Source organism: Helicobacter pylori NCTC 11637 = CCUG 17874 = ATCC 43504 = JCM 12093 (assembly GCF_900478295.1).
In the GTDB taxonomy this organism is placed as follows: domain Bacteria; phylum Campylobacterota; class Campylobacteria; order Campylobacterales; family Helicobacteraceae; genus Helicobacter; species Helicobacter pylori.
Map to the genome: position 1 here is coordinate 356149 of NZ_LS483488.1, position 23630 is coordinate 379778.

The 23630-nt window shown below is 39.3% G+C and carries 26 protein-coding genes and 2 pseudogenes; 16 read left to right on the forward strand and 12 right to left on the reverse strand.

Annotated features, from left to right (window positions below):
• Nucleotides 1-4 precede the first annotated feature (4 nt).
• Nucleotides 5-991 carry an adenine-specific DNA glycosylase gene (locus DQL14_RS01760; RefSeq protein WP_108169633.1) on the reverse strand — a complete coding sequence of 329 codons (987 nt, stop codon included), beginning with the start codon at nucleotides 989-991 and terminating at the stop codon, nucleotides 5-7.
• Nucleotides 992-2441: pseudogene (locus tag DQL14_RS01765) on the reverse strand (DASS family sodium-coupled anion symporter).
• A 169-nt stretch (nucleotides 2442-2610) separates the two neighbouring features.
• Here DQL14_RS01765 and ccoN point away from each other — a divergent pair.
• The 8 genes from ccoN to DQL14_RS01805 all read left to right on the forward strand — a co-directional run bounded on the left by ccoN (nucleotide 2611) and on the right by DQL14_RS01805 (nucleotide 8247).
• A complete protein-coding gene (gene ccoN, locus DQL14_RS01770; protein WP_001157675.1) occupies nucleotides 2611-4077 on the forward strand; it encodes a cytochrome-c oxidase, cbb3-type subunit I in 1467 nt (488 codons plus the stop codon).
• Nucleotides 4078-4089: 12 nt separating this feature from the next.
• Nucleotides 4090-4788: a cytochrome-c oxidase, cbb3-type subunit II gene (ccoO, locus tag DQL14_RS01775; protein WP_000490791.1), complete on the forward strand. Its 699-nt coding sequence runs from the start codon at nucleotides 4090-4092 to the stop codon at nucleotides 4786-4788.
• 10 nt (nucleotides 4789-4798) lie between these two features.
• Entirely contained in the window at nucleotides 4799-5017 is a 219-nt protein-coding gene (locus tag DQL14_RS01780) for a cytochrome c oxidase, cbb3-type, CcoQ subunit (RefSeq protein WP_001847091.1), read from the forward strand.
• A gap of 1 nt (nucleotide 5018) precedes the next feature.
• Nucleotides 5019-5897: a cytochrome-c oxidase, cbb3-type subunit III gene (gene ccoP, locus DQL14_RS01785; RefSeq protein WP_108169634.1), complete on the forward strand. Its 879-nt coding sequence runs from the start codon at nucleotides 5019-5021 to the stop codon at nucleotides 5895-5897.
• Between the two features lie 10 nt (nucleotides 5898-5907).
• Nucleotides 5908-6114, forward strand: coding sequence for a DUF4006 family protein (locus DQL14_RS01790; protein WP_000670506.1), 207 nt, complete (start codon nucleotides 5908-5910; stop codon nucleotides 6112-6114).
• 100 nt (nucleotides 6115-6214) lie between these two features.
• Complete coding sequence (locus tag DQL14_RS01795; protein ID WP_108169635.1) at nucleotides 6215-6799, forward strand: hypothetical protein; 585 nt, start codon at nucleotides 6215-6217, stop codon at nucleotides 6797-6799.
• An 11-nt stretch (nucleotides 6800-6810) separates the two neighbouring features.
• Complete coding sequence (locus DQL14_RS01800; protein ID WP_108169636.1) at nucleotides 6811-7392, forward strand: hypothetical protein; 582 nt, start codon at nucleotides 6811-6813, stop codon at nucleotides 7390-7392.
• Between the two features lie 87 nt (nucleotides 7393-7479).
• Complete coding sequence (locus DQL14_RS01805; protein ID WP_108169637.1) at nucleotides 7480-8247, forward strand: hypothetical protein; 768 nt, start codon at nucleotides 7480-7482, stop codon at nucleotides 8245-8247.
• Here DQL14_RS01805 and DQL14_RS01810 read toward each other — a convergent pair.
• Nucleotides 8244-9110: a menaquinone biosynthesis family protein gene (locus DQL14_RS01810; RefSeq protein WP_108169638.1), complete on the reverse strand. Its 867-nt coding sequence runs from the start codon at nucleotides 9108-9110 to the stop codon at nucleotides 8244-8246. The two genes, DQL14_RS01805 and DQL14_RS01810, sit on opposite strands and share 4 nt — an antisense overlap.
• 98 nt (nucleotides 9111-9208) lie before the next feature.
• Here DQL14_RS01810 and recA point away from each other — a divergent pair, with 98 nt between their 5' ends.
• The 6 genes from recA to DQL14_RS01840 are packed head-to-tail and all read left to right on the forward strand — an operon-like array spanning nucleotide 9209 to nucleotide 13897.
• The gene (recA, locus tag DQL14_RS01815) at nucleotides 9209-10252 is read left to right on the forward strand and encodes a recombinase RecA (protein ID WP_000952097.1); all 1044 of its coding nucleotides are present in this window, start codon (nucleotides 9209-9211) and stop codon (nucleotides 10250-10252) included.
• Nucleotides 10253-10263: 11 nt separating this feature from the next.
• Entirely contained in the window at nucleotides 10264-11544 is a 1281-nt protein-coding gene (gene eno / locus DQL14_RS01820) for a phosphopyruvate hydratase (protein ID WP_108169639.1), read from the forward strand.
• Nucleotides 11537-11812, forward strand: a complete 276-nt coding sequence (locus DQL14_RS01825) for a hypothetical protein (RefSeq protein ID WP_108169640.1) — start codon at nucleotides 11537-11539, stop codon at nucleotides 11810-11812. The genes eno and DQL14_RS01825 overlap by 8 nt, the downstream gene beginning before the upstream one ends.
• A gap of 17 nt (nucleotides 11813-11829) precedes the next feature.
• Nucleotides 11830-12426, forward strand: a complete 597-nt coding sequence (locus DQL14_RS01830) for an AMIN domain-containing protein (protein ID WP_162296906.1) — start codon at nucleotides 11830-11832, stop codon at nucleotides 12424-12426.
• A 4-nt stretch (nucleotides 12427-12430) separates the two neighbouring features.
• Complete coding sequence (locus tag DQL14_RS01835; protein WP_108169642.1) at nucleotides 12431-12919, forward strand: shikimate kinase; 489 nt, start codon at nucleotides 12431-12433, stop codon at nucleotides 12917-12919.
• A gap of 21 nt (nucleotides 12920-12940) precedes the next feature.
• Nucleotides 12941-13897, forward strand: coding sequence for a PDC sensor domain-containing protein (locus DQL14_RS01840; protein ID WP_000952264.1), 957 nt, complete (start codon nucleotides 12941-12943; stop codon nucleotides 13895-13897).
• Here DQL14_RS01840 and rfaJ read toward each other — a convergent pair.
• Nucleotides 13894-15012: an HP0159 family lipopolysaccharide 1,6-glucosyltransferase gene (gene rfaJ / locus DQL14_RS01845; RefSeq protein ID WP_108169643.1), complete on the reverse strand. Its 1119-nt coding sequence runs from the start codon at nucleotides 15010-15012 to the stop codon at nucleotides 13894-13896. The two genes, DQL14_RS01840 and rfaJ, sit on opposite strands and share 4 nt — an antisense overlap.
• Before the next feature lie 152 nt (nucleotides 15013-15164).
• On the opposite strand from rfaJ, the gene hcpD reads away from it, so the two are divergent.
• Together hcpD and DQL14_RS08815 are read left to right on the forward strand one after the other, a co-directional pair.
• A complete protein-coding gene (gene hcpD / locus DQL14_RS01850; RefSeq protein WP_108169644.1) occupies nucleotides 15165-16085 on the forward strand; it encodes a Sel1-like repeat protein HcpD in 921 nt (306 codons plus the stop codon).
• Nucleotides 16086-16432: 347 nt separating this feature from the next.
• Nucleotides 16433-16613: pseudogene (locus tag DQL14_RS08815) on the forward strand (hypothetical protein).
• A gap of 240 nt (nucleotides 16614-16853) precedes the next feature.
• Here DQL14_RS08815 and DQL14_RS01865 read toward each other — a convergent pair.
• From DQL14_RS01865 to cheZ, 8 genes are all read right to left on the reverse strand, one after another.
• Entirely contained in the window at nucleotides 16854-17576 is a 723-nt protein-coding gene (locus tag DQL14_RS01865) for a YebC/PmpR family DNA-binding transcriptional regulator (RefSeq protein WP_000532086.1), read from the reverse strand.
• The gene (gene hemB / locus DQL14_RS01870; RefSeq protein ID WP_108169645.1) at nucleotides 17577-18548 is read right to left on the reverse strand and encodes a porphobilinogen synthase; all 972 of its coding nucleotides are present in this window, start codon (nucleotides 18546-18548) and stop codon (nucleotides 17577-17579) included. It abuts the gene before it with no gap.
• 22 nt (nucleotides 18549-18570) lie between these two features.
• On the reverse strand, nucleotides 18571-19902 hold the full coding sequence (gene arsS, locus DQL14_RS01875; protein ID WP_108169646.1) for an acid-sensing histidine kinase ArsS: 1332 nt from the start codon (nucleotides 19900-19902) through the stop codon (nucleotides 18571-18573).
• Between the two features lie 23 nt (nucleotides 19903-19925).
• The gene (arsR, locus tag DQL14_RS01880) at nucleotides 19926-20603 is read right to left on the reverse strand and encodes an acid response regulator transcription factor ArsR (RefSeq protein ID WP_000573710.1); all 678 of its coding nucleotides are present in this window, start codon (nucleotides 20601-20603) and stop codon (nucleotides 19926-19928) included.
• A 242-nt stretch (nucleotides 20604-20845) separates the two neighbouring features.
• The gene (locus DQL14_RS01885) at nucleotides 20846-21322 is read right to left on the reverse strand and encodes a CiaD-like domain-containing protein (RefSeq protein WP_162296907.1); all 477 of its coding nucleotides are present in this window, start codon (nucleotides 21320-21322) and stop codon (nucleotides 20846-20848) included.
• Nucleotides 21313-21576 carry a tetratricopeptide repeat protein gene (locus DQL14_RS01890; RefSeq protein WP_108169648.1) on the reverse strand — a complete coding sequence of 88 codons (264 nt, stop codon included), beginning with the start codon at nucleotides 21574-21576 and terminating at the stop codon, nucleotides 21313-21315. The genes DQL14_RS01885 and DQL14_RS01890 overlap by 10 nt, the downstream gene beginning before the upstream one ends.
• 55 nt (nucleotides 21577-21631) lie before the next feature.
• A complete protein-coding gene (locus DQL14_RS01895) occupies nucleotides 21632-22900 on the reverse strand; it encodes a peptidase U32 family protein (RefSeq protein ID WP_108169649.1) in 1269 nt (422 codons plus the stop codon).
• A 2-nt stretch (nucleotides 22901-22902) separates the two neighbouring features.
• The gene (gene cheZ / locus DQL14_RS01900) at nucleotides 22903-23616 is read right to left on the reverse strand and encodes a protein phosphatase CheZ (protein ID WP_108169650.1); all 714 of its coding nucleotides are present in this window, start codon (nucleotides 23614-23616) and stop codon (nucleotides 22903-22905) included.
• Nucleotides 23617-23630: the final 14 nt, after the last annotated feature.

Sequence of the window (23630 nt, forward strand, 5' to 3'; positions counted from 1 at the left end):
GGGTTTAACCCCCAAATAAATTTTTTTGTTTTAAAAAATGCAAGATTTTAAGCGTCATAGAGCTTATGGGTAAGGTTTCTAAGTCTTTAAGGCTATAAAAACGAATAGGGTTTTTTAAATCTTTTATCGTAGCGAGATAGAGGTTTAAATTGAGTTTGAATTTAGTGTGGCTGTGTTTGATTGCGCCTAAAAAGGGGAGTTTGCATTCTAAATTTTCTTTTAAATTAGGGAAATGGTGCATGCCAAAATAGAGTTTTTGCTCTATTTTTTCTAAAGCGATTTGGTCATTTTGGATCACAATGCCCAAGTAACGCTCTTCTTGAATGATCTCTTGTTTTTTCTTAAGCGTGTGTTTTTTTGGGTTATTTTTACCTAAACAATAAGGGTTTAAGGGGCAAATCGCGCATTTGGGTTTAGGGGAGCAGATTAAAGCCCCTAGATCAATTAGGGCTTGGTTATGATTAAAGCTTTCATTAAGATTGAGAAAGCCATTCGCTTTAATTTGTAAGTCTTTAGCCGTGATATTAGGATCCAAACCAAAAAGCCTTAAAAGCACTCGTTTGATATTAGCATCCACGCATGCGCTCTTTTCTCTAAAGCCAAAACATAAAATGGCATTAGCCGTGTATGCGCCAATTCCTGGGAGTTTCAATAGGCTTTGATAGTCATTAGGTAATTGTGAGTTATGTTCTTTAACGCAAATTTCAGCGCTTTTTTTTAAATTTTTAGCCCTTGAATAATAACCAAGCCCTCTCCAGAGCAATAAAACCTCCTCTAATGGAGCGTTCGCTAAGTCTTTTAAAGTGGGGAAAGCTTCTAAAAAGGGGGAATAAAAACGCTCAACCACCGTGCTGATTTGGGTTTGTTGGCTCATCACTTCGCTGATATAGACTTCATAGGGAGCGTTAATGCCCTTTAAATTCCTAAAAGGTAAATCCTTTCGCCCACATTCTTCATACCATTTTAAAAGGGCGTTGTGTAAAGTTTCCAACTACAACCACCTAAAAGCGATGAGTTTGACCCAAGGCACACACACGCTTAAAAACACGATTAAATACAAAAAGCCAAAAATAAACCCCCATTTCCAAAAATCCTTGCTTGGAATATACCCGCTCCCGTAATAAATGGTGGATGGGCCTGTGCCATAGGGGGTTAAAATCCCCATAATCCCTAAAGAAAACATTAAAAACAAGCTCAATTCTTGCAAATTAACCCCTTGAATGTGTGAACCAATCCCTACAAAAAGCGCGAATAACGCGCTCACATGAGCGGTGATGCTTGCGAAAAAATAATGCGACAGATAAAAGAGGGCTACAATAAACAATACCGCTATTAACGGATCCAAGTTGGCATGCTCTAAAAAAATTTTGAGCCGCATTGCCGATAAAATTTAAAAACCCTACATTTTTAAGCCCGCTAGCCATCGTGAGCAGCGATCCAAGCAATAAAAAAATATTGAACGCGCTCTTGTTTTTAATGATGTCTTCATAGCTTACAATCTTGCAAAACGCCATTAAAACCATGACAATCAAAGCCGTTGCGCTCGCATGCAAGCCTAAAGGTTTGCCAAAAATCCAACCTAGTAAAGCCAATAAAGTGAGGCTGAGCATTAAAATTTCTTTTAAAGAAAACCTCCCCATGCCCTCTAATTCCTTTTTAGCCCACAAACTCACTTCTTTTGAGCCTTTTAAGGTGGGTTTGCAGGTTTTATACGCCAATAAAGGCGCAAGCAGGATCAAAACCACCCCACAAGGCAAGAACGCTAAAAACCACGAAAACCATGAGATTTCATTCACCCCCATTTTGGCAGCGATTTCCATTGCTAGGGGGTTAGGAGCGAGTGCGGTTAAAAACATGGACGAAGTGATGCAAGTTGAAGCCAAAGCGACCCACATCAAATACGCGCCGATTTTGTCAGGGTGATTATTTGGAGCAGATCCCATTAAAGGCGGGATAGATGAAACGATTGGATAGAGTATGCCCCCGCTTCTAGCGGAGTTGCTAGGGATAAAGGGGGCTAGACACAATTCGCTCAAACCAATCGCATACCCTAAACCTAAAGGGGTTTGCCCTAAAAATCTAATGAGTAAAAGAGCGATCCGTTTCCCTAACAAGCTTTTTTCATACCCTAAACCCAAAATAAAAGCGACAAACACAAGCCACACCGTTTTATTCGCATACCCGCTCAAACCCCACGAAATGGCCTTATTAGCACTCTCTACTTTATCACTCGCTCCAATTTTTAACGCCACGCACAACACTAACGCGCTCAATGCCACTAAACCTGGCGGCACCGGCTCTAAAATTAGCCCTATAATCATGCCTATGAAAATACAAAAATAAAGCCATGCGTTAGGGTTTAACCCATCCGGTGCGCCTAAAAAATACAATAGCGTTGCGATAAAAAAAGGGGCAAGGATTGAGAGAGTTTGTTTAATCATGCTTAGCCTTTAGCCAAAGATAGTAATAATTTGACTTAAAAATATCATTCAAATGGGATTGAGTTATTACAATGTTACAGAAAAAGATTAAAAATTAAGCTTTTTGAAAAAGATAAAACTTTATAATTATGTTTATCTTTGTTGAATTTACTACAAATAGGAGTATTGCATGCAAGAAAATGTGCCTTTGAGTTATGATTATTCCATTAGCAAATTGTTTCTTTATGCGATGGTTGGCTTTGGGATAATAGGCATGTTAATAGGGATTGTGCTAGCCTTTGAATTGTCTTTCCCTAACTTGAATTACATTGCAGGGGAGTATGGCGTTTTTGGCCGCTTACGCCCTTTACACACGAATGCGGTGATTTATGGTTTCACTCTTGGGGGGATTTGGGCGAGTTGGTATTATATCGGTCAAAGGGTGCTTAAAATCACTTATTACCAACACCCCTTTTTGAAAATTGTAGGGTTATTGCATTTTTGGCTCTGGATTCTTCTTTTAATTCTAGGGGTCATTAGCCTGTTTGCTGGTCTTACTCAATCTAAAGAATACGCCGAATTGATGTGGCCTTTAGATATTATTGTGGTTGTGGCATGGGTGCTATGGGGGGTTAATATGTTTGGGAGCATGAGCGTTAGGAGAGAAAATACCATTTATGTGTCTTTATGGTATTACATCGCTACTTATGTGGGTATAGCGGTGATGTATATCTTCAATAACCTTTCTGTCCCCACCTATTTTGTCGCTGATATGGGGAGTGTTTGGCATTCTATTTCCATGTATTCAGGCAGTAATGATGCGCTCATTCAATGGTGGTGGGGGCATAATGCGGTCGCTTTTGTCTTTACGAGTGGGGTGATTGGCACGATTTATTATTTCTTGCCTAAAGAGAGCGGCCAGCCTATCTTTTCTTACAAACTCACTTTGTTTTCTTTCTGGAGCTTGATGTTTGTTTATATTTGGGCAGGCGGGCACCATTTGATTTATTCCACCGTGCCTGATTGGGTGCAAACCCTTTCTAGCGTGTTTTCAGTGGTGTTGATCTTGCCTTCGTGGGGGACAGCCATTAACATGCTTTTAACGATGAGGGGCCAATGGCACCAGCTCAAAGAAAGCCCTTTGATCAAATTCTTAGTTTTAGCTTCAACTTTCTACATGCTTTCCACTTTAGAAGGCTCTATTCAAGCCATTAAGAGCGTGAACGCTTTAGCGCACTTCACCGATTGGATTATAGGGCATGTGCATGACGGCGTGCTTGGGTGGGTAGGCTTCACTTTGATTGCGAGCATGTATCACATGACGCCTAGGCTTTTCAAAAGAGAGATTTATTCAGGAAGGCTTGTGGATTTCCAATTTTGGATTATGACTTTAGGGATTGTGCTTTACTTTTCGTCCATGTGGATTGCAGGGATCACGCAAGGGATGATGTGGAGGGATGTGGATCAGTATGGGAATCTCACTTACCAGTTCATTGACACGGTTAAGGTGCTAATCCCTTATTACAATATTAGAGGTGTTGGGGGTCTTATGTATTTTATTGGATTTATTATTTTTGCTTACAATATTTTTATGACCATCACAGCAGGCAAAAAATTAGAGCGTGAGCCCAATTACGCCACGCCTATGTCTCGATAGGGGAGGTTGGAAATGTTTAGTTTTTTAGAAAAAAACCCGTTCTTTTTCACTCTTGCGTTTATTTTTGTGTTTGCGATCGCGGGCTTGGTGGAGATTTTGCCCAACTTTTTTAAATCCGCTCGCCCGATTGAAGGCTTACGGCCTTATACGGTTTTAGAGACAGCGGGGAGGCAAATTTATATCCAAGAAGGTTGCTATCATTGCCATTCCCAGCTTATTCGCCCTTTCCAAGCTGAGGTGGATCGATATGGCGCGTATAGTTTGAGCGGGGAATACGCGTATGACAGGCCATTTTTGTGGGGTTCTAAAAGGATTGGCCCTGATTTGCACAGGGTTGGGGATTATCGCACAACCGATTGGCATGAAAAGCACATGCTGGATCCTAAAAGCGTTGTGCCGCACAGCATCATGCCAGCTTACAAGCATTTATTCATCAAAAAGAGCGATTTTGACACCGCCTATGCAGAAGCTTTGACGCAAAAAAAGGTTTTTGGCGTGCCTTATGACACCGAAAACGGCGTGAAATTAGGGAATGTAGAAGAAGCGAAAAAAGCCTATTTAGAAGAAGCGAAAAAAATCACAGCCGATATGAAAGACAAACGAGTGCTAGACGCCATTCAAAGAGGCGAAGTGTTAGAAATTGTGGCTTTGATCGCTTATTTGAATAGCTTGGGTAATTCCAGGATCAACGCTAATCAAAACGCTAAATAAGGGGTGAATGATGGATTTAGAAAGTTTGAGAGGTTTTGCGTATGCGTTTTTCACCATTCTTTTTACGCTCTTTTTGTACGCTTATATTTTTAGCATGTATAGAAAGCAAAAAAAGGGTGTCGTGGATTATGAGCGATACGGGTATTTAGCGTTAAATGATGCTTTAGAAGATGAGTTGATTGAACCACGCCATAAAGAAGTTCATGATAAGGGCATAAAGGAAAGTTGAAATGGATTTTTTAAACGACCATATAAATGTTTTTGGCTTGATTGCAGCGCTTGTGATTTTAGTTTTAACCATCTATGAATCCAGTTCGCTCATTAAAGAAATGCGCGACAGCAAATCTCAAGGTGAGCTTGTAGAAAATGGGCATTTGTTTGATGGGATAGGGGAGTTTGCCAATAATGTGCCAGTAGGCTGGATCGCAAGCTTTATGTGCACGATTGTGTGGGCTTTTTGGTATTTTTTCTTTGGGTATCCGCTGAATAGCTTTTCTCAAATCGGGCAATACAATGAAGAAGTTAAAGCGCACAACCAAAAATTTGAAGCCAAATGGAAGCATTTGGGTCAAAAGGAATTAGTGGATATGGGTCAAGGCATCTTTTTAGTCCATTGTTCGCAATGCCATGGCATCACCGCTGAGGGCTTGCATGGGAGCGCTCAAAATCTGGTGCGCTGGGGTAAAGAAGAGGGCATTATGGACACCATTAAGCATGGCTCTAAAGGCATGGATTATCTCGCTGGGGAAATGCCCGCTATGGACTTGGATGAAAAAGACGCTAAAGCGATTGCGAGCTATGTGATGGCAGAAATTTCTAGCGTTAAAAAAACCAAAAACCCTCAACTCATTGATAAGGGCAAGGAGCTGTTTGAAAGCATGGGCTGCACAGGCTGTCATGGCAATGATGGTAAGGGCTTGCAAGAAAATCAAGTGTTTGCAGCCGATTTGACCGCTTACGGCACAGAGAATTTTTTAAGAAATATCTTAACGCATGGCAAAAAGGGCAATATAGGGCATATGCCATCATTTAAATATAAAAACTTTAGCGATTTGCAAGTTAAAGCGTTAGCTGAATTTATCCGATCGCTAAAACCCTTAGAAGATTAAAGGAAAAGAGATGAAATTTTTAAACGGATTAGCAGGGAATTTACTGATTGTGGTTATTTTATTGTGTGTGGCCGTTTTTTTTACGCTCAAAGCGATCCATATCCAAAAAGAGCAAGCCACCAATTATTACCGCTATAAGGATATTAACGCCTTAGAGACAAAAAACACCCAAAACCGGGCCAATTATGAATTAGTCAATCAAGGGAGTAAAAAATGAAATTCACCACTTTAGAAAAAATCTTAGCCTTAATGGTAGTAGCGACCATTTTAATGACGATTGTTATTTCTTTTGTACCTAACTTTTTTTTGTTTAGCACATGAGGATCTTATGGCTTGTAATAGCCTTTGTTTGTTGTTTGGGGGCTGATGATTATGTTTTGAATAATTCTAAAGGGCGTTTGGTAGAAAAAAGCGTTGCGTTTGTAGAGAGCGTTTCTAAAGAGCTTTACCTTAAAACAGGCGTGCGTTTTGCGATTGATATGACGGATTTTGAAAAAAATCCTATCGCTTTGGCGGATAAAAATGAACGCCAAAAGTATCAAGAGGGCTTTTTAAAACAGCTCAAACCCCCTTTTGTGGTATTCTTTTTTTACCATGACGCTCAAAAAATAGAATTAGTGGCTAACCCTAAAGATTTGTTAGACACTGATAAAATCTTTTTTGAAAAAATCGCTCCCTTACTCCCTACAAACCCTAAAGAATACACGCCCCAAAGGATTTCAGCCATGCTCATTAACGGCTATTCGGTCGCAGTAGATGCTTTAGCCGAAAAATATCGTGTGAATATCACGCAAAATTTTAACGCTCCTAAGGGAGTAACTTTTGTAAAGGTGGTTATTTATATTTTGTTATTGACGCTTTTGGGCGCGTTTTTAGGGCTTTATTTTTTTAAAAAATCTTAAGAGAGAAACCAATGAAAGAAAAAAACTTTTGGCCTTTAGGGATCATGAGCGTGCTTATTCTTGGGCTTGGGATTGTGGTGTTTTTGGTGGTGTTTGCCCTAAAAAATTCGCCTAAAAACGATTTAGTGTATTTTAAGGGCCATAACGAAGTGGATTTAAATTTTAACGCTATGCTTAAAACCTATGAAAACTTTAAATCCAATTATCGTTTTTTGGTGGGTTTAAAATCTCTCACAGAAGGCTCTAAAACCCCCATTTTGCCCTATTTTTCTAAAGGCACGCATGGGGATAAAAAACTCCAAGAAAACCTTTTAAACAACGCTTTGATTTTGGAAAAATCCAACACGCTTTATGCGCAATTGCAACCGCTCAAACCCGCTTTAGATCCGCCAAACATTCAAGTGTATTTAGCGTTTTATCCCAGTAAATCACAGCCCAGATGGTTAGGAACGCTTGATTGTAGAAGCGCATGCGAGCCTTTAAAATTTGATTTGTTAGAGAGCGACAAAATGGGGCGTTATAAGATCCTTTTTAAATTTGTTTTTAAAAATAAAGAAGAATTGATTTTGGAGCAACTGGCTTTTTTAAAGTAGCGCATTTAAAAAATGCCTTTAGCGTTTTTATTAACACTCAATCATTAAAAAGCCTGAATTTTCTATCCAAACGGGTATAATAAGGCTATGGGTTTTTTAAAAATTTTTAAGCATGACGCCTTGGGGCAAGTAGGGAATGTTGTTGTGGGGAATTTTTTAATAACGCTCACTATTTTAGCGGTTTGTTTTTCCTCTCAAAGCGCTGAAGAAACGACCATGCTCACCCTAAGCTACACGCTCTTTTTTGTCTTGGGGGCGTTTTTACTAATTGCAATCAGTGTGGGAGCGATCAAAAATCTCAATGCGCTTTTTTCTAAAAGGGGGGTTTTAAGCTTTTCTTTACCCGTTAGTTTAGAGTCTTTATTGCTCCCTAAAATCTTGCTCCCTATGGTGTTTTTTATTTTCAGTTTGTTCTGGTTTGTGGTGAGCGTGCGTTTGGGCTATTATCTTTTTAACGCACAATCCAGCGTGCTGTTTATCTTACACACCGCTTTAAAAACCTTTGTGTTAAAACCCACTAAAACCCTAGGTATCGCGCTGTTTTTAGGGCTTGTTTTAATGAAATTTTTATTTGTTTTGAGCGTTTTAAACGCTGCTAGGATCAAAAAAGCGCGTTTTTTACTAGGAGGGCTGTTGTTCATTCTTGTGGGGGTTGTTTTGGAATTAGCGTTTAATGCGTTACTGCCCTTAATGAGCTCTGGTTTAAGCATCAATGAGGGGTTTTATTATTTCTTGCAACAACAAGAATTGCAAGAAAATAAATACTATCTTTTATGGGGAGTGGATCTTTTAAAAATCCTTTTATTGTATGGGGTGATCCGTTACTTGCTTATGCATAAATTGGAATTGGATTAAGAAAAGCGGTATTTTAAATATTCATCAGTGAGCAAGCAATCTTTAGTCTTTAACAAGTTAGCGTAAAACCCATGCTGATAGCCTAATTCAAAAAGCTTGTCTATGGCGAGAATTTGAATCTCGCTTAAGCGCGTTGAAGTTTCGTTCGCATACAAGCTTAAATAGGTTTGTAAGCGCTCTTTATTGACACGAATGAGCGAGCGCTCTAACAGCATGTCAGAGAGCAAATTTTGGTGTTTTAGCGCGACTTCAACTGCTTTAATCAAAGCCTTTTTAATCAAAATCGCGCGATACAAGGGGATAGAGCGCCTAATCGCCATGCCTCCTAAAGGCAAGGGTAAATCATCAGCTTTAATGAGTTCTTTCCAAACATCCCACAATTCTTTTTCCACTTCTAGCTCGTTATGGAAATCCAAGATGCTCTCATGGATTAGCACACCCGCATGCACTTTTTCTTCCAAAACTGCTTTTTCAATGTCTAAAAAATTCATGTAAGCGATGCGCGCATGTTTGTAATAGATCTTAAACAAGAGGGCGTTGGTGGTGTGCTCCCCACTTAATGCGACTCTAAAATCTTTTTTCAATTTCACACCCTTTTTTTTCACTAATTTAGGCCCATAGCCATTCCCAAAGCTCGTCGCTGTGGGGAGCAAAGCGTAATCGTTCGCAATTTTAGGGTATAGCCCAAAGCTGATTGCACTCACATCATAAGTGTTTTTTAGGGTTTCTTGGTTTAGGGTTTCAATATCAAGGGCAATGTTGTGGAATGCTTTATTCTTAATGGGGCAATCTATCCAGCCAAACTTAATCGCATAATACATGAAAATATCATCAGCATCAGGGCTATGAGCGACACTAATCAAAGTAAAATCCTTTTGTGATGGGGTAAGTCCTTTTATTATAATAGATTTTAGGCTAGGATTTGATAGAATAAACAAATCAAATTCAATAAGGTAATTTAATGGCAATAGATGAAGACAAACAAAAAGCGATTTCTTTAGCGATCAAACAAATTGATAAGGTTTTTGGTAAGGGGGCGTTGGTGCGCCTTGGGGATAAGCAAGTAGAAAAGATTGACGCTATTTCTACAGGCTCGTTAGGGTTGGATCTGGCTTTAGGGATTGGGGGCGTTCCAAAGGGCAGGATCATTGAAATTTATGGGCCAGAGTCAAGCGGGAAGACCACTTTAAGCTTGCATATTATTGCAGAATGCCAAAAAAATGGCGGCGTGTGCGCGTTCATTGACGCTGAGCATGCCCTAGATGTGCATTACGCTAAGAGACTAGGCGTGGATACGGAAAACTTACTCGTTTCCCAACCTGATACAGGCGAGCAAGCTTTAGAGATTTTAGAAACGATCACAAGAAGCGGAGGGATTGATTTAGTGGTGGTGGATTCGGTGGCGGCTCTTACGCCTAAAGCGGAGATTGATGGGGATATGGGCGATCAGCATGTGGGCTTGCAAGCAAGGCTTATGAGCCATGCGTTAAGAAAAATCACCGGTGTCTTGCACAAGATGAACACTACTCTTATTTTTATCAATCAAATCAGAATGAAGATTGGCATGATGGGTTATGGGAGTCCAGAGACCACAACCGGAGGTAACGCTTTAAAATTCTATGCGAGCGTTAGGATTGATATTAGAAGAATCGCGGCTTTAAAGCAAAACGAACAGCATATTGGCAACAGGGCTAAAGCCAAAGTGGTTAAAAATAAAGTCGCTCCACCCTTTAGAGAAGCGGAATTTGACATCATGTTTGGGGAGGGGATTTCTAAAGAGGGCGAAATCATTGATTATGGCGTGAAATTAGACATTGTGGATAAGAGTGGGGCATGGCTTAGCTACCAGGATAAAAAGCTAGGGCAAGGCCGAGAAAACGCTAAAGCCTTACTGAAAGAAGACAAAGCCCTAGCGGATGAAATCACTCTTAAGATTAAAGAGAGTATTGGCTCTAATGAAGAGATCATGCCCTTACCCGATGAGCCTTTAGAAGAAATGGAATAAAAAGGATTTTGATGCTAACCATTAAAGATATTCATGCTTTAGAAGTGATGGATAGTAGGGGCAATCCTACCATTCAAGCCAGCGTGATTTTGAGCGATAACACTAAGGCGAGCGCGATTGTGCCTAGTGGGGCGAGCACCGGTAAAAGAGAAGCGTTAGAATTAAGGGATAATGACAAAACCCGTTTTTTGGGTAAAGGGGTCTTAAGGGCATGCGAGAATGTCAATAGCGTGATCAAACACCATTTAATAGGGCTTGAAGCGATCAATCAGGCTTTTGTAGATGAGAGGTTAAGGGCTTTAGACGGCACGCCTAATTACGCTAATTTAGGGGCAAACGCTGTTTTGGGCGTTTCTATGGCGTTAGCAAGGGCTAGTGCGAAGGCTTTAAATCTGCCATTATACCGCTATTTAGGGGGGGCTAACGCTCTGACTTTGCCTGTGCCGATGCTCAATATCATCAACGGCGGAACGCATGCGAATAATTCCATAGACTTTCAAGAATACATGATCATGCCTTTAGGGTTTGAAAGTTTCAAAGAAGCCTTAAGAGCGAGCGCGGAAGTCTATCACACGCTTAAAAAACTTTTAGATGGAAAGAATCAGCTCACAAGCGTGGGCGATGAGGGGGGCTTTGCACCTAATTTTAACAACAATGTAGAACCCCTTGAAGTTATTTCTCAAGCCATTGAAAAAGCCGGCTATAAATTAGGCGAAGAAATAGCGCTCGCTTTAGATGTAGCGAGCAGCGAATTGGTAGATGAACATTTCAATTACCATTTAAAGGGTGAAAATAAGATTCTAGATTCGCATGAATTAGTGGCTTATTATAAAGAGTTGGTGGCAAAATACCCGATCGTGTCCATTGAAGATGGTTTGAGCGAAGACGATTGGGAGGGTTGGGCGTTTTTAAGCAAGGAATTAGGGCATCAAATCCAGTTAGTGGGCGATGATTTATTTGTAACGAACGCGAGCCTCTTGCAAAAAGGCATTGAAAAAAACATTGCGAACGCCATTTTGATCAAACCCAATCAAATCGGCACCATTAGTGAGACTTTAGAGACCATAAGATTAGCCAAACACCATGCCTATCAATGCGTGATGAGTCATAGAAGCGGGGAGAGTGAGGACAGCTTTATCGCTGATTTTGCAGTCGCATTGAATACGGGAGAGATTAAAACCGGATCCACCGCAAGGAGTGAAAGGATCGCCAAATACAACCGCCTTTTAGAGATTGAGCATGAATTAAAAGGGGGGATTTATATCGGTAAAGAGTTGTTTAAGCATGGCTAGTGGCCTTTTTGAAAACGATGGAATCAAAGACAACAAAGCGCGAGATTTTTTCTATAGCCATAGCTTCCTTATTGTCTTTTTCCTTTTACTGCTTGGGTTTGGGTATTATTTAGGGAAGTTGCTTTTTGGGGGCTCTTCTTTAGAAGTTTATTTGGATTTAAGGGACAAGCATGAACGCTTGCAACAAGAAATCACCGAATTGCAAAGCAAGAATGTGCGTTTGCAAAAGCGTTTGTTTGAGTTGAAGGAATTACGGCCTAGAGATTAGATTTAAGGAAAATGGTAGTGTTAAAAAAGATGATAGGTTTGGTGGTGGTTTTAAGCGTTTTATTGGCTAGAGACAACCCTTTTGAGCCTGAAATCAATTCCAAGAATTTGCAAGGGGGCTTTAATGGGATCTATGATAGTTATTTTAAAGAAATCCATGTGGATTTGCCCACGAGCGCTAGGATTTTAAAACAAATCACGCTCACTTACCAGGATATTGATGGCTCTATCCATTCTAAAGTCGTGGGCATTGATAAAAGCATTGATTGGCATTACCCCTTAAAGCTCTCCCAACACACCCTTGATCCAGCCGCTTTTGAAAAACGCTACCAGATCCAAGATTTTGATTTTTTAATGGCAAACAACACGATGATTTTGCGTTCCCCCTATAAAATTTTGCGTTCTTTTGTGCTAGTCAATCCTTATAGAATCGTGTTAGACACGCAAAAAGGCTCTTTGGATATTTATCAAAATAGGGATTTAAACCAGAAGTTTTTTTCTCAAATTAAAGTCGGCACGCACAAAGATTATTACCGCATCACGCTCATTTTAGACGGGAAATACCGCTATCTTTTGGAAGAAAAAAACGGGGCGTATGAATTGAAATTGAAATAAAAGCATGCAGCATTTAGTCTTAATCGGTTTTATGGGGAGCGGTAAAAGCTCTTTAGCGCAAGAATTGGGGCTGGCTTTGAAATTAGAAGTGTTGGATACGGATATGATCATTAGCGAGAGGGTGGGCTTGAGCGTGAGAGGGATTTTTGAAGAGCTTGGCGAAGACAATTTCAGGATGTTTGAAAAAAATTTGATTGATGAATTAAAAACGCTCAAAACCCCCCATGTTATTTCTACCGGTGGGGGCATTGTGATGCATGATAACTTTAAGGGTTTAGGCACAACTTTTTATCTCAAGATTGATTTTGAGACCTTGATTAAGCGCTTGAATCAAAAAGAAAGGGAAAAACGCCCCCTTTTGAATGATCTCATTCAAGCCAAAGAGCTTTTTGAAAAACGCCAAGCTCTCTATGAAAAAAACGCCTCCTTTATCATTGATGCAAGAGGTGGTTTAAATAATTCTTTAAAACAAGTGCTACAATTCATCGCATAAAATCTTTTTAAAGGCCTTTTGATGTTAAGTAGAGACATTGTCCAATATTCCAAGATCCGCACCGAGCTATACGCTTATCTTACCTATTTGTTTTCGCACAATATCCGCAACCACCTCCCTGAAATCACTTTGGATTATTTAAACAAACAGATCAGAAAAATGCATGCTGAAATCAAAATGGCAAAAAATTTTTTTGTGTTAGACGCTAAAGGCATGCTAATTCTTAAGCCAAGCCAGCTTAAAGAACAGGGGCATAAGGAGGGGATATTAGAGCATGATTTAACAGAAGGGATTGAATTAGAATCGCATGCCAGTTTTAGCGATAAATATTATTTTTATCAAGCCGTGAGTGAAAAGCGTTGTATTTTAACCGATCCTTACCCTTCTAAAAAAGGAAACCATTTGGTAGTGAGCGCGTCTTACCCGGTGTATGATCAAAATAACGATCTGGCGTTTGTGGTGTGCTTGCAAATCCCTTTGAGGGTGGCGATTGAAATCAGCTCACCTTCAAAGTATTTCAGAACCTTTAGCGAAGGGAGCATGGTCATGTATTTTATGATTTCTATCATGCTCACTTTAGTGTCGTTGCTTTTATTTGTGAAATGCATTTCTAGCTTTTGGACAGCGATTGTCAATTTTAGCAGTTTTGACATTAAAGAAGTGTTCCACCCCATTGTGCTTTTAACCCTAGCCTTAGCCACCTTTGATCTGGTCAAGGCGATTTTTGAAGAGGAAGTTTTGGGTAAAAATAGCGGGGACAACCACCATGCGATCCACCGCACGATGATTAGGTTTTTAGGCTCTATCATTATCGCATTAGCCATTGAAGCGTTAATGTTAGTGTTTAAATTCAGCGTGAGCGAACCGGATAAAATCACTTATGCGGTGTATTTGGCTGTCGGTGTGGCGGTGCTTTTGATCAGTTTAGCGATTTATGTCAAATTCGCCTATAGCGTGTTGCCCAAACGAGAACGCTAAGAGTTAAAAAATTTTTCTTTTAAGCGTTTGAAAATCCTATTCAATCTAAAAAAGATGTATTCTAAAAGGGTTTTTGGGTTGAGTAGGGGGGCAAGAAATTCAAAGGTTTTTTGTTTGTCTTTAAGGCTTAAAAATTCTGTCATTTGTTTAAGGAATTTCACGGAATATTCAGCATAAAAAAGGGTTTTTAAAAGAGTCTCATGCCATTCTTTAGAATATAAAGCAGTGGGTGAAATCCAAGGTTTTCCTACAAAATAAAAATGCAGCATGACGATTTCTTGTTGGCTAGGAATGAAGCGTTTTTTATTGACCATGAAAGGGTGGGCGTTGTAAATATAAGGTAAGATTAAAACTTTTTGATAGCATGCGAGCGTTAAAATATCCTGTTCAGGGCAAAACACGCACTGGCCTTTTTGATGGGTTAAATTGAGTAAGCGTTCTTCTAAATGATCAGCACGCCATAGCTTTAAATTCACGATTAAAAACCCAACATTATAGTGGTTTTCACAAATGATTTTCATGTCTTTTTCTTTAAGGTAATGCTCATAAAGGGAAAAGGCTTGACGAGGGTCTTTTTCTCGCGCTATTTGAAAATGTTTAGGGCTTTTATCGGAAGCAAAATCTTTAGCCGCTCCAAAATAATAGCCATCTAGCGGGATAAAAAAACTTCCGCTCACATCGTTTAAAAACAAAGTGTCTGCATCAAACATGATGATTTTGTCGTATTGTGGGAATAAAGAAGCCAAAAACAAGCGGCACATGACCATTTTAGAAAAGCGAGTCTTGGCGTAAATATTGAGTTGCAAAAAAGCTTCATGGATTTTATCAATTACAGAGGGTTCTATTGAAGTGGCGTGAAGATTGGGGTTTGAAATGTCTAAAAAATCCACGCTCATAAAAGCGTTAAAGGGGGCTAGAGTCTCTTTGAGTTTGTGCTGGTTTTCAAGGCTTAAGTTATCCACCAGGCAGTGGATTTTATAAAAAAGTTTTTCACTATCATTTTGTGATTGGGGGTGTTCTGTTTTAGCGCAAGCTAGCATGGAATACAAGCTCACGCCAGCTGGGATGGCATAATGATTGTCAAAAGCGATAACAATAGGAATAGTAATACTCATTTTAAGTGGTTTTCCTAAAATAGGTTTTTTAATTGAATTTAATCCAAAGTTGAATTTATTTTTTGACAATATTATACTATAATAACCAATTAGATTGGGGTTTTACTGATTTTTCTTTGTGTGAGCTTTGGCTTAGTTTTGTAAGGAATGAGATGATAAAGAGTTGGACTAAAAAGTGGTTTTTGATTTTATTTTTAATGGCAAGTTGTTCCAGTTATTTGGTGGCTACAACCGGTGAGAAATATTTTAAAATGGCTGCTCAAGCCTTTAAGAGAGGGGATTACCATAAGGCGGTGGCTTTTTATAAGAGGAGCTGTAATTTAAGGGTGGGGGCTGGTTGCACGAGTCTAGGCTCTATGTATGAAGATGGCGATGGCGTTCAAAAAAACCTTCCAAAGGCTCTCTATTATTATAGGAGAGGGTGCAATTTAAGGAATCATCTCGCTTGCGCGAGTTTAGGCTCTATGTATGAAGATGGCGATGGCGTTCAAAAAAACCTTCCAAAGGCTCTCTATTATTATAGGAGAGGGTGCCACTTAAAGGGTGGGGTGAGTTGCGGGAGTTTAGGTTTTATGTATTTTAATGGCACGGGCGTTAAGCAAAATTATGCCAAAGCCCTTTCTCTTTCTAAATACGCTTGCAGTTTGAATTACGGCATTAGTTGTAACTTTGTAGGGTATATGTATAGGAACGCCAAAGGCGTACAGAAGGATTTGAAAAAAGCCCTTGCGAATTTTAAAAGAGGGTGCCATTTGAAAGACGGAGCGAGCTGTGTGAGCTTGGGATACATGTATGAAGTCGGTATGGATGTCAAACAAAATGGAGAGCAAGCCTTGAATCTTTATAAAAAGGGTTGTTATTTAAAAAGGGGGAGCGGTTGTCATAATGTGGCGGTGATGTATTACACGGGTAAGGGCGCTCCAAAGGATTTAGATAAAGCCATTTCGTATTATAAGAAAGGTTGCACTCTAGGCTTTAGTGGTAGCTGTAAAGTGTTAGAAGAAGTGATTGGCAAGAAGTCTGATGATTTGCAAGATGATGTGCAAAACGACATGCAAGATGATACGCAATAAGCCAGAGTTTAGGGGCTAATGATTAAAACTCATCTTATAGAATCTTTCTGTATTCTCTCTTGCTATCAAATAGGGATTGAAGTGTCTCCATTGATGGGTATTGAGACTAAAAATCTGCAAATTTAGGGTTTGGATTTATTCTCATATTGGTAATAAAAATACTCAAAGGCATTTTAAAACCACCCAAGCAGAAATCCCAAATATCTTTGTAGTATAATACCCCCATACATTTGCATCTAGCGTAGGAAGCGTGCAAAGTTACGCCTTTATAAGATATGATGTGTGAGACCTGTAGGGAATGCGTTGAGGCTCAAACTCTGTAAAATCCCTATGATTAGGGACACAGAGTGAGAACCAAACTTTCCCCCAACATCAGCCTAGGAAGCCCAATCGCTTTAGCGTTTGGGCGCTTCACAATAAATATAAAAGAGCTTGCACAAGACACAAGCGATAATTTTTTAAAGCGCTTCTTTAGGGGATTATGGGGTTAAAGGGGGCGTTATTTTAAAATCCCCCTATGCGCTTTGAAAAATAACTTCACCACAAAACAAAAATTAACTATAAGAAAGCTTAAAAACAAGTTTTTTAAAAAAAAGAATATTAAATAAAGCTTTCATGTTTGAACAAAACAAAAACCTTTTATTTAATCAAAATAAAATTAAAAATCCAATAAAAAGGAGTTTTATAACTCTTTATAGGATTTTACAAATTTATAGCGACAAAACCTTTTGTTGGTTTTGTTAAAAATCCTTTGAGCCTTTTTGCATTTCACTCAATATTCGTATAAAGCGCGACCACATCATCATCGTCTTCAATCCTATCCAGTAATTTTTCGGTAAGCTCCATTTGTTCGTCATTCAATTCAATGGGCGTTGTGGCGATGCGTTGCAAACTCGCTTTTAAAATAGGCAATCTCAAGCTTTCAAACCCCTCATTTAAGAGCTTGAAGCTGTTATAATCCCCTCTAATAATAATCTTGTCTTCCACTTCTTCTAATTCTTCCAAACCATAATCAATGAGAGCGAATTCTAAATCTTCTAGGCTGAGTTTTAAATTTTCCACTTCATTTTTCAAGCATTCAAACACGCTTTTTCTATTAAACATAAACTCTAAAGAGCCATTAGGCACGATGCTTGCCCCTTGCGTTTTATTGAAATAGCTTTTAAGGTTGGCAATGGTTCTGGTGGGGTTATCAGTCATGCATTCCATAATGATTAGCACGCCAAAATTCGCCTTACCTTCATAAGTGATTTCACTCAAATTCCCTTCTTTACTGCTCGCTCTTTTAATCGCTGCGTCAATATTGTCTTTAGGCATGTTTTGCGCTTTAGCGTTTAAAATCGCTGTTCGTAGTTTGGCGTTCGTGTCCGGTTCGCTCCCGCCATCTTTTGCCGCTAGAGTGATCGCTTTGGCGAGCTTGGGGAAAACCTTACTCATCTTATCCCATCGTTTTTCTTTAGCCGCTCTTCTGTATTCAAACGCTCGTCCCATTCAATTCCTTTGTAATAAGTTAGCCACTTCTTTAGCATGATAGCTAATAATCATATCCGCTCCCGCTCTTTTAAAACAAGTCATCGTTTCTAATAAAACGCTTTCATAGTTGATCAGGTTGTACTTTTGAGCGAGTTTGAGCATGGCGTATTCCCCGCTCACGTTATAGAGCGCTAAAGGGAGCAAAGTGTGATCTCTGATTTCTTTAACAATATCCAAATACGCCAAAGCCGGTTTCACCATTAAAATATCCGCGCCCTGTTTTTCATCTTCTAAACTTTCTAAAAGCGCTTCTTTTTGATTAGCGTAATCCATTTGATAGCTTTTGCGATCGCCAAAACTCGGGGCAGAGTTTGCTACATCTCTAAAAGGCCCATAGTAACTGCTCGCAAATTTAGTGGAATAGCTCATGATGGGCGTGTGGGTATAGCCGGCGTTATCTAGCGTTTTTCTCAAGCTCAAAACATTCCCATCCATCATGTTGCTTGGGGCTAGAATATCCACACCGCTTTCAGCTAAAATAAGCCCTTGAAGATTTAAAATCTCTAGCGTTTTATCGTTAGACACAGAATCGTTTTCTAAAATCCCGCAATGCCCATGGTCGGTGTATTCACAAAAACACAAATCCGCTATAACGATTAAATCCTTGAATCGTTTTTTAACCTCTTTGGCGGCTTTTGCGACAATATGATCCTTATTTAACGCATGGCTTCCTGTAGCGTCCTTATGTTTAGGAATGCCAAACAATAAAACGGCTTTGACGCCTAAACCCACTAGTTCTTCGCATTCTTTTAAAAGAGGCTCCATGCTCATTTGATAAACGCCAGGCATGGAACTGATTTCATTTTTAATACAACTATCGCTTTCTATGACAAATAAGGGAGCGATGAAATCATCAATATTTAGGCGCGTTTCTCTTAGCATCGCCCTTAAGTTTTCGCTGCTTCGTAATCTTCTCAATCGTTTGAACATGTTCTCTCTTTATTGTTTTTCTTTAACCCCACAATTGGCTTTTTCTATCCCTTTCATTCCGCTCACCTCTTTCAAATTTTCGGGGGGGGGGGGGTAGCTCTTCGTTATCCTCTTCTAAATCGTAAAAACTATTAAAAACGCAATCATGGATAGTGAAACAAATTCTCCCATTGCTGTAATGATAGCTCAAATTCAACCCCATAGCCTCTAAAGCGTTTTTAATGATATACATGCCCAACCCAAAACCATGGGCTTGTCTGGGGTTAGAAGATTTAAAGTAGGGTTGCAAATACTTTTCAAAATCTTCTTTTAAAGGTTTGCTTTTATTAGACACCACCAAATCATTGCCGATGAAATCCAAAAACACCTGTTTGTCATCGCTGTATTTGATCGCATTATCCACCATGTTTTTTAACGCTATAGAAAACAATTCAAAATCCGCTTCAATGATGTAATTGGAAGAGGATACATGGATGGGGCTTTTTTTATCCTCATCAATTAAAAGCATTTTTTCAATCTTATCGATCAAATCGCTCATTAAAAATTTTTCTTTATTGCTCCCATAATTTTTGGAAGCGAGCTGCTCAATGCGGGCAAATTGCTCAATCAACATGTTCAAGTGATCAAATATAGATGAAAAGCGCTTGTAAGACAGCTCTTCTTTGAGCATAGAGCTTAGTATCTTACCCTTAGTGATAGGGGTGCGTAGTTCATGCATGATAGAGCGCAAAAATAAAACCCGAGATTCATTCATCGCATTGATTTTTTGGATGCAATTGTCAAATTCGTTAGCCAGATCCCCTATTTCATCTTTTTGTTTGCTTTTACAACTCACGCTTTTATCCCCTTGAGCGAAGCGCTTCACTTGGGATCTCAGCTCTCTTAAGGGCAATAAACTCTGTAAAACAAATAAAAAGAGGAATAAAATCAATAATAAACCCACCGTAATGGCTAAGAAATAATTCCTGTAAGAAACCGAATGCAAATCTTTATAAAGCACAAAATGCTCATCCTTTTTTAAAAGGATAAAAACCATATCGCTGAATTTAAACACTTCCGCATACCCAATATTTCTGTGGTGCAACTGGTGGCGTCTTTTGGCTAAAACCTTTTCCAAATTTTCTATTGTGGTTTCTCTAAAACCAATTTTATAGAGATAATCTTCTATGGCTCTATAATCAGAGTAGTTATTTAAAATTTCATTGATGGTGGTAACAAACTGATAATGGCGCATTTCGTTTTGATAGTTTTCGTGACTGATTTGAGAAGACACGAAATAGTAAGCGAACGCTCCAAAACTAAAGAGCGTTATCATAAACAAAGCGCCAACCTTAAAAAAGATAGAGAAACGCAAAATCCCTTAACTCCTTATTAGAATCAGTATTCTAATTTATAACCAATCCCTCTAACAGAGATGATGTATTGCGGTTGCTTGGGATTTTTTTCAATCTTAGATCGCAAACGGCCAATGATCACATCAATGCTTTTATTAGAGCTTTCAGGGTTGATGCTCTCGCTCTCAATCGCAATGCTTTCACGGCTAAACACATAACCTTTTTTGCTAATGAGAAGCGAAAGGATTTCATATTCAGCCCTAGTTAAGTCTAGCTTTTTTTCATGCATATACACTTCTCGGCTGTCCTTATCTACCCTAAAGATATTCGCATCGCCTGGCTCACTCACTTCTTCTTTTTTATGAGAACGCCTGAGTAAGGATTGGATGCGAGCCAGTAATTCCTTAGGATCATAGGGTTTAGGGAGGTAATCATCAGCCCCATAATCTAGCGCTTTAATCTTATCTTCCACATCGCTTCTTGCTGAAGAAATAATAATAGGGATATGTTTTTGTTTGGAGATGCGCCTACACACTTCAAGCCCGTCTAAATTAGGCAAAGTTAAATCCAACAACAACAAATCGTAATTTTGTGTGTTAGCCGCACTAATGCCGGTATATGGCTCATCGTAATTGGTTACATGAATGCCATGTTGGAGCAAAAACTCGCTCAAAAACTCGGCTAATTCTATATCATCTTCTATCATTAAAACTTCTATCATACTTCAATTAACTCCTTCAATGATTTCTGCAACTTTAAAAACGATTAACTTTGTTAATGTTTTAGGGAACTAATTCTAGCATTTTATTATTAAAGATACCTTGAAAATATCTTAAAAATAAAAATTCAAAACATTATCATAGTTATTAATGGAAATTAAGGCTTTGTTTTCATGGAATATTGAAAATTAAAGCCTTATTTTTTAATATTTTAATATTTTTAAAAAATTCCTTTGATCGTTTTTCACTCTGTGTTTTCTCGCTCCAAAGACTCCAATCGTTTTTCAAGCACGCTCAATTGGTATTGCAAGAAACGCGCCACTAAATCCAAACGCTTCAGCGCGTCTTTTTCTTCTAAAGCTTGCATGCCTTTCAATAACACTAATGTCCTCTCTAGTAAATTTTTTAAAAAAACCCGCTCGTTTGAAATTAACACTTGCGTGGGGTTTTCTTGCGCGATTTCTTCTATAATGATTTCTGGCACCTCTTCTTCTTTTTCTTCTGTATTTTCTTCTGTGATTTTTTCTTGGGTTTCTATTTTAGCAGCGTTTTTTGGCTCTAAAGGGGTGTTAGCATTTTTAGGGTTTGGGGTGTTTTGCAGATGAGGGGGCGTTTTGAAAAAAGAGGGCGTTTTTTGCGCCGTATTAAAACCATCATCAATGGTTTTAGCCATTTTTTCAATTTCATTAAGGGTTTCTGAAATAATGTTTTTCAATTCCATTCTACCAGCCATTGTTCTAAATTCTCAACGCTCAAACAATCCCCTTTGATAAAATTTAAATAGTGCCGCTCTAGTATTGCATCATGTTTGAAAGGAGCGAGATTTTTTTGGATTTTTTCCAAACGCTTCATTTGTTTTAACGCCTCTGCATGGTCAGGGGTTTTGTTTAAAATATTAGTATAAATTCGCAACGCTTCTTCAAAAAACCCTTGTTCTTCATAAATATGAGCGAGCGTGATAGTTTCTAATGGCATGCGTTTCTCTTAATCGTTTGTAATACCATATTTTAGCACTAATCAAACGCCATTTTTAGACTCTGACTTGGGTGCGTAAAAAACTAAAAGCCGGTAAGGGTGCGGGCAGTCGCACTAAATTCACATTCCCGCTATGGATAGTTTCTAACTCGGTGTTATTTTCTAAAAGGATTTTATACAGCACTAAATAAGAGCGTTTTTCAAAGGTGTAAATCTTGCCAATTTCATTGACTATGGGCGTGATAGCCGCATTTTTGGGAGCGATGATTTCATAAGCGGTGTTAGTGGTCGTGGTGAATTTGCATGCAAAAAAACGCCCGTCTTCTGTGATTTCGCCATTGACTTGAAAATCCCCTTCGCTAATGGCTGTTTGGTGGTTTTGAGTATCCAACCTTTCAAAAGGCCTTCGCATCAAATAGCCGTCCGTAAAACCCCTGTTTTTAAGCGTGTTCAATTCGCTAGCATAAAAACTCGGCTTTAAGGTGTTATGGTAAAAATCATCAACCGCTAAACGATAGATGCGCGTGGTTTGCGCGGCGTAATAACTGGACTTGGTGCGCCCTTCAATCTTAAGCGCGCTAATGGCGTTGGAGCTTAAAATTTCAGCGATATGGCCAGAGAGATTCAAATCTTTAGCGTTAAAAATGTGCGTGCCTACACCCTCTTCTTCAACCAATCTCATCATCACGCCGTTATCAGGGTTTTTCACGTAATATTCATAATCAAACCGGCAATCATTCGCGCAACTCCCCCTATTAGGCACGCGCCCCTTTTGTAAAGCCGAAATCAAGCAACGCCCTGAAAAGGCAAAGCACATGCTCCCATGCACAAAGATTTCTAATTCTAAATCGGGTAAGGCTTTTTTAATCTCAATCGCATCATTCAGGCTCAATTCCCTCGCGCACACAATGCGTTTAACCCCTAAATCATAAAACACTTGCGCATCTAGCAAATTTAAGACATTCGCTTGCGTGGATAAATGGATGGGAATATGCGGGGCGATTTTTGAAGCGAGTTTCACCACACCAGGCGCAGCGATAATGAAAGCGTCTGGTTTTAGCTCTGCCATTTTATCAATATGTTCTTCTAAAAGTTTGAGCTGTGAATTGAAGGGGAAACCATTGATCGTGGCATAGACTTTTCTATCCAGCGCATGGGCGTAGTCAATCCCTTCTTTAAAGGTCTCTAGAGTGAATTCCTTGCTCGCACGATTGCGTAAAGAAAAATGGCTCACTCCCCCATAAACCGCATCAGCCCCATAGTTGAGAGCGATTTTAAGTTTTTTTAAATTACCAGCTGGAGAGAGTAATTCAACTTGGTTCAAAACTACTTGGCTCCAAAAGAAGCGATCAAGGCTTCAATATCATCAGCGCTGGCTAAATCTTTATCGTCATCGCCGGTGATAAAAGTCGCTGAACTCACGCGCTTGGAATCATCAATTTTGCCTTCAAAAAGCGAATTCATGTATTGGCTGAGCGCTCGCATGACATTGACCACTCGTTCAATTTTTTGGCGGTGGATGTCTTGAAACTGCATAATATCCATCGCTTGCATGGAGCTATCAGAGCAATTAGCGGCTTCTTCTTCAATGCTTTTAAGGGCGTTTAGGATTTCTTGTTGCTCGTTGAGCGCGGTTTTAAAAGATTCCACATGGGGGAAATGCGCATGCAAATTGTCAAAAATTTCCTGGTGTTTTTGCAAAGGTTCTTGGATTTTTTTAACCATTTTAGCGATTTTTTCAGCGCTAGCTCCGATCAAATCCAATTGATCAAAAATTTGCGTGGCTTTCACTTCAGAATCTCTTGTAACATCATCTAATTGATGCACGACTTTATGCTCTTCAGTGGGGGGAGGGGGAGGCCATTCATTAGGGCTAATCTTGCCGTATTTTTCAGCGTCTTCTTTTTTGACGGTCATTTTTTGGCTAGAGCTTTCTTCTTTAGCCTCTTCTTTCTCTTTAGCTCCCTCTTTAGTTTCTAGGGCTTCCAAGTTTTCTAAATCGCCACCATTCATCAAAGCGTCTAATTCTTCTTGTGTCATTGTTGTTCCTTGCC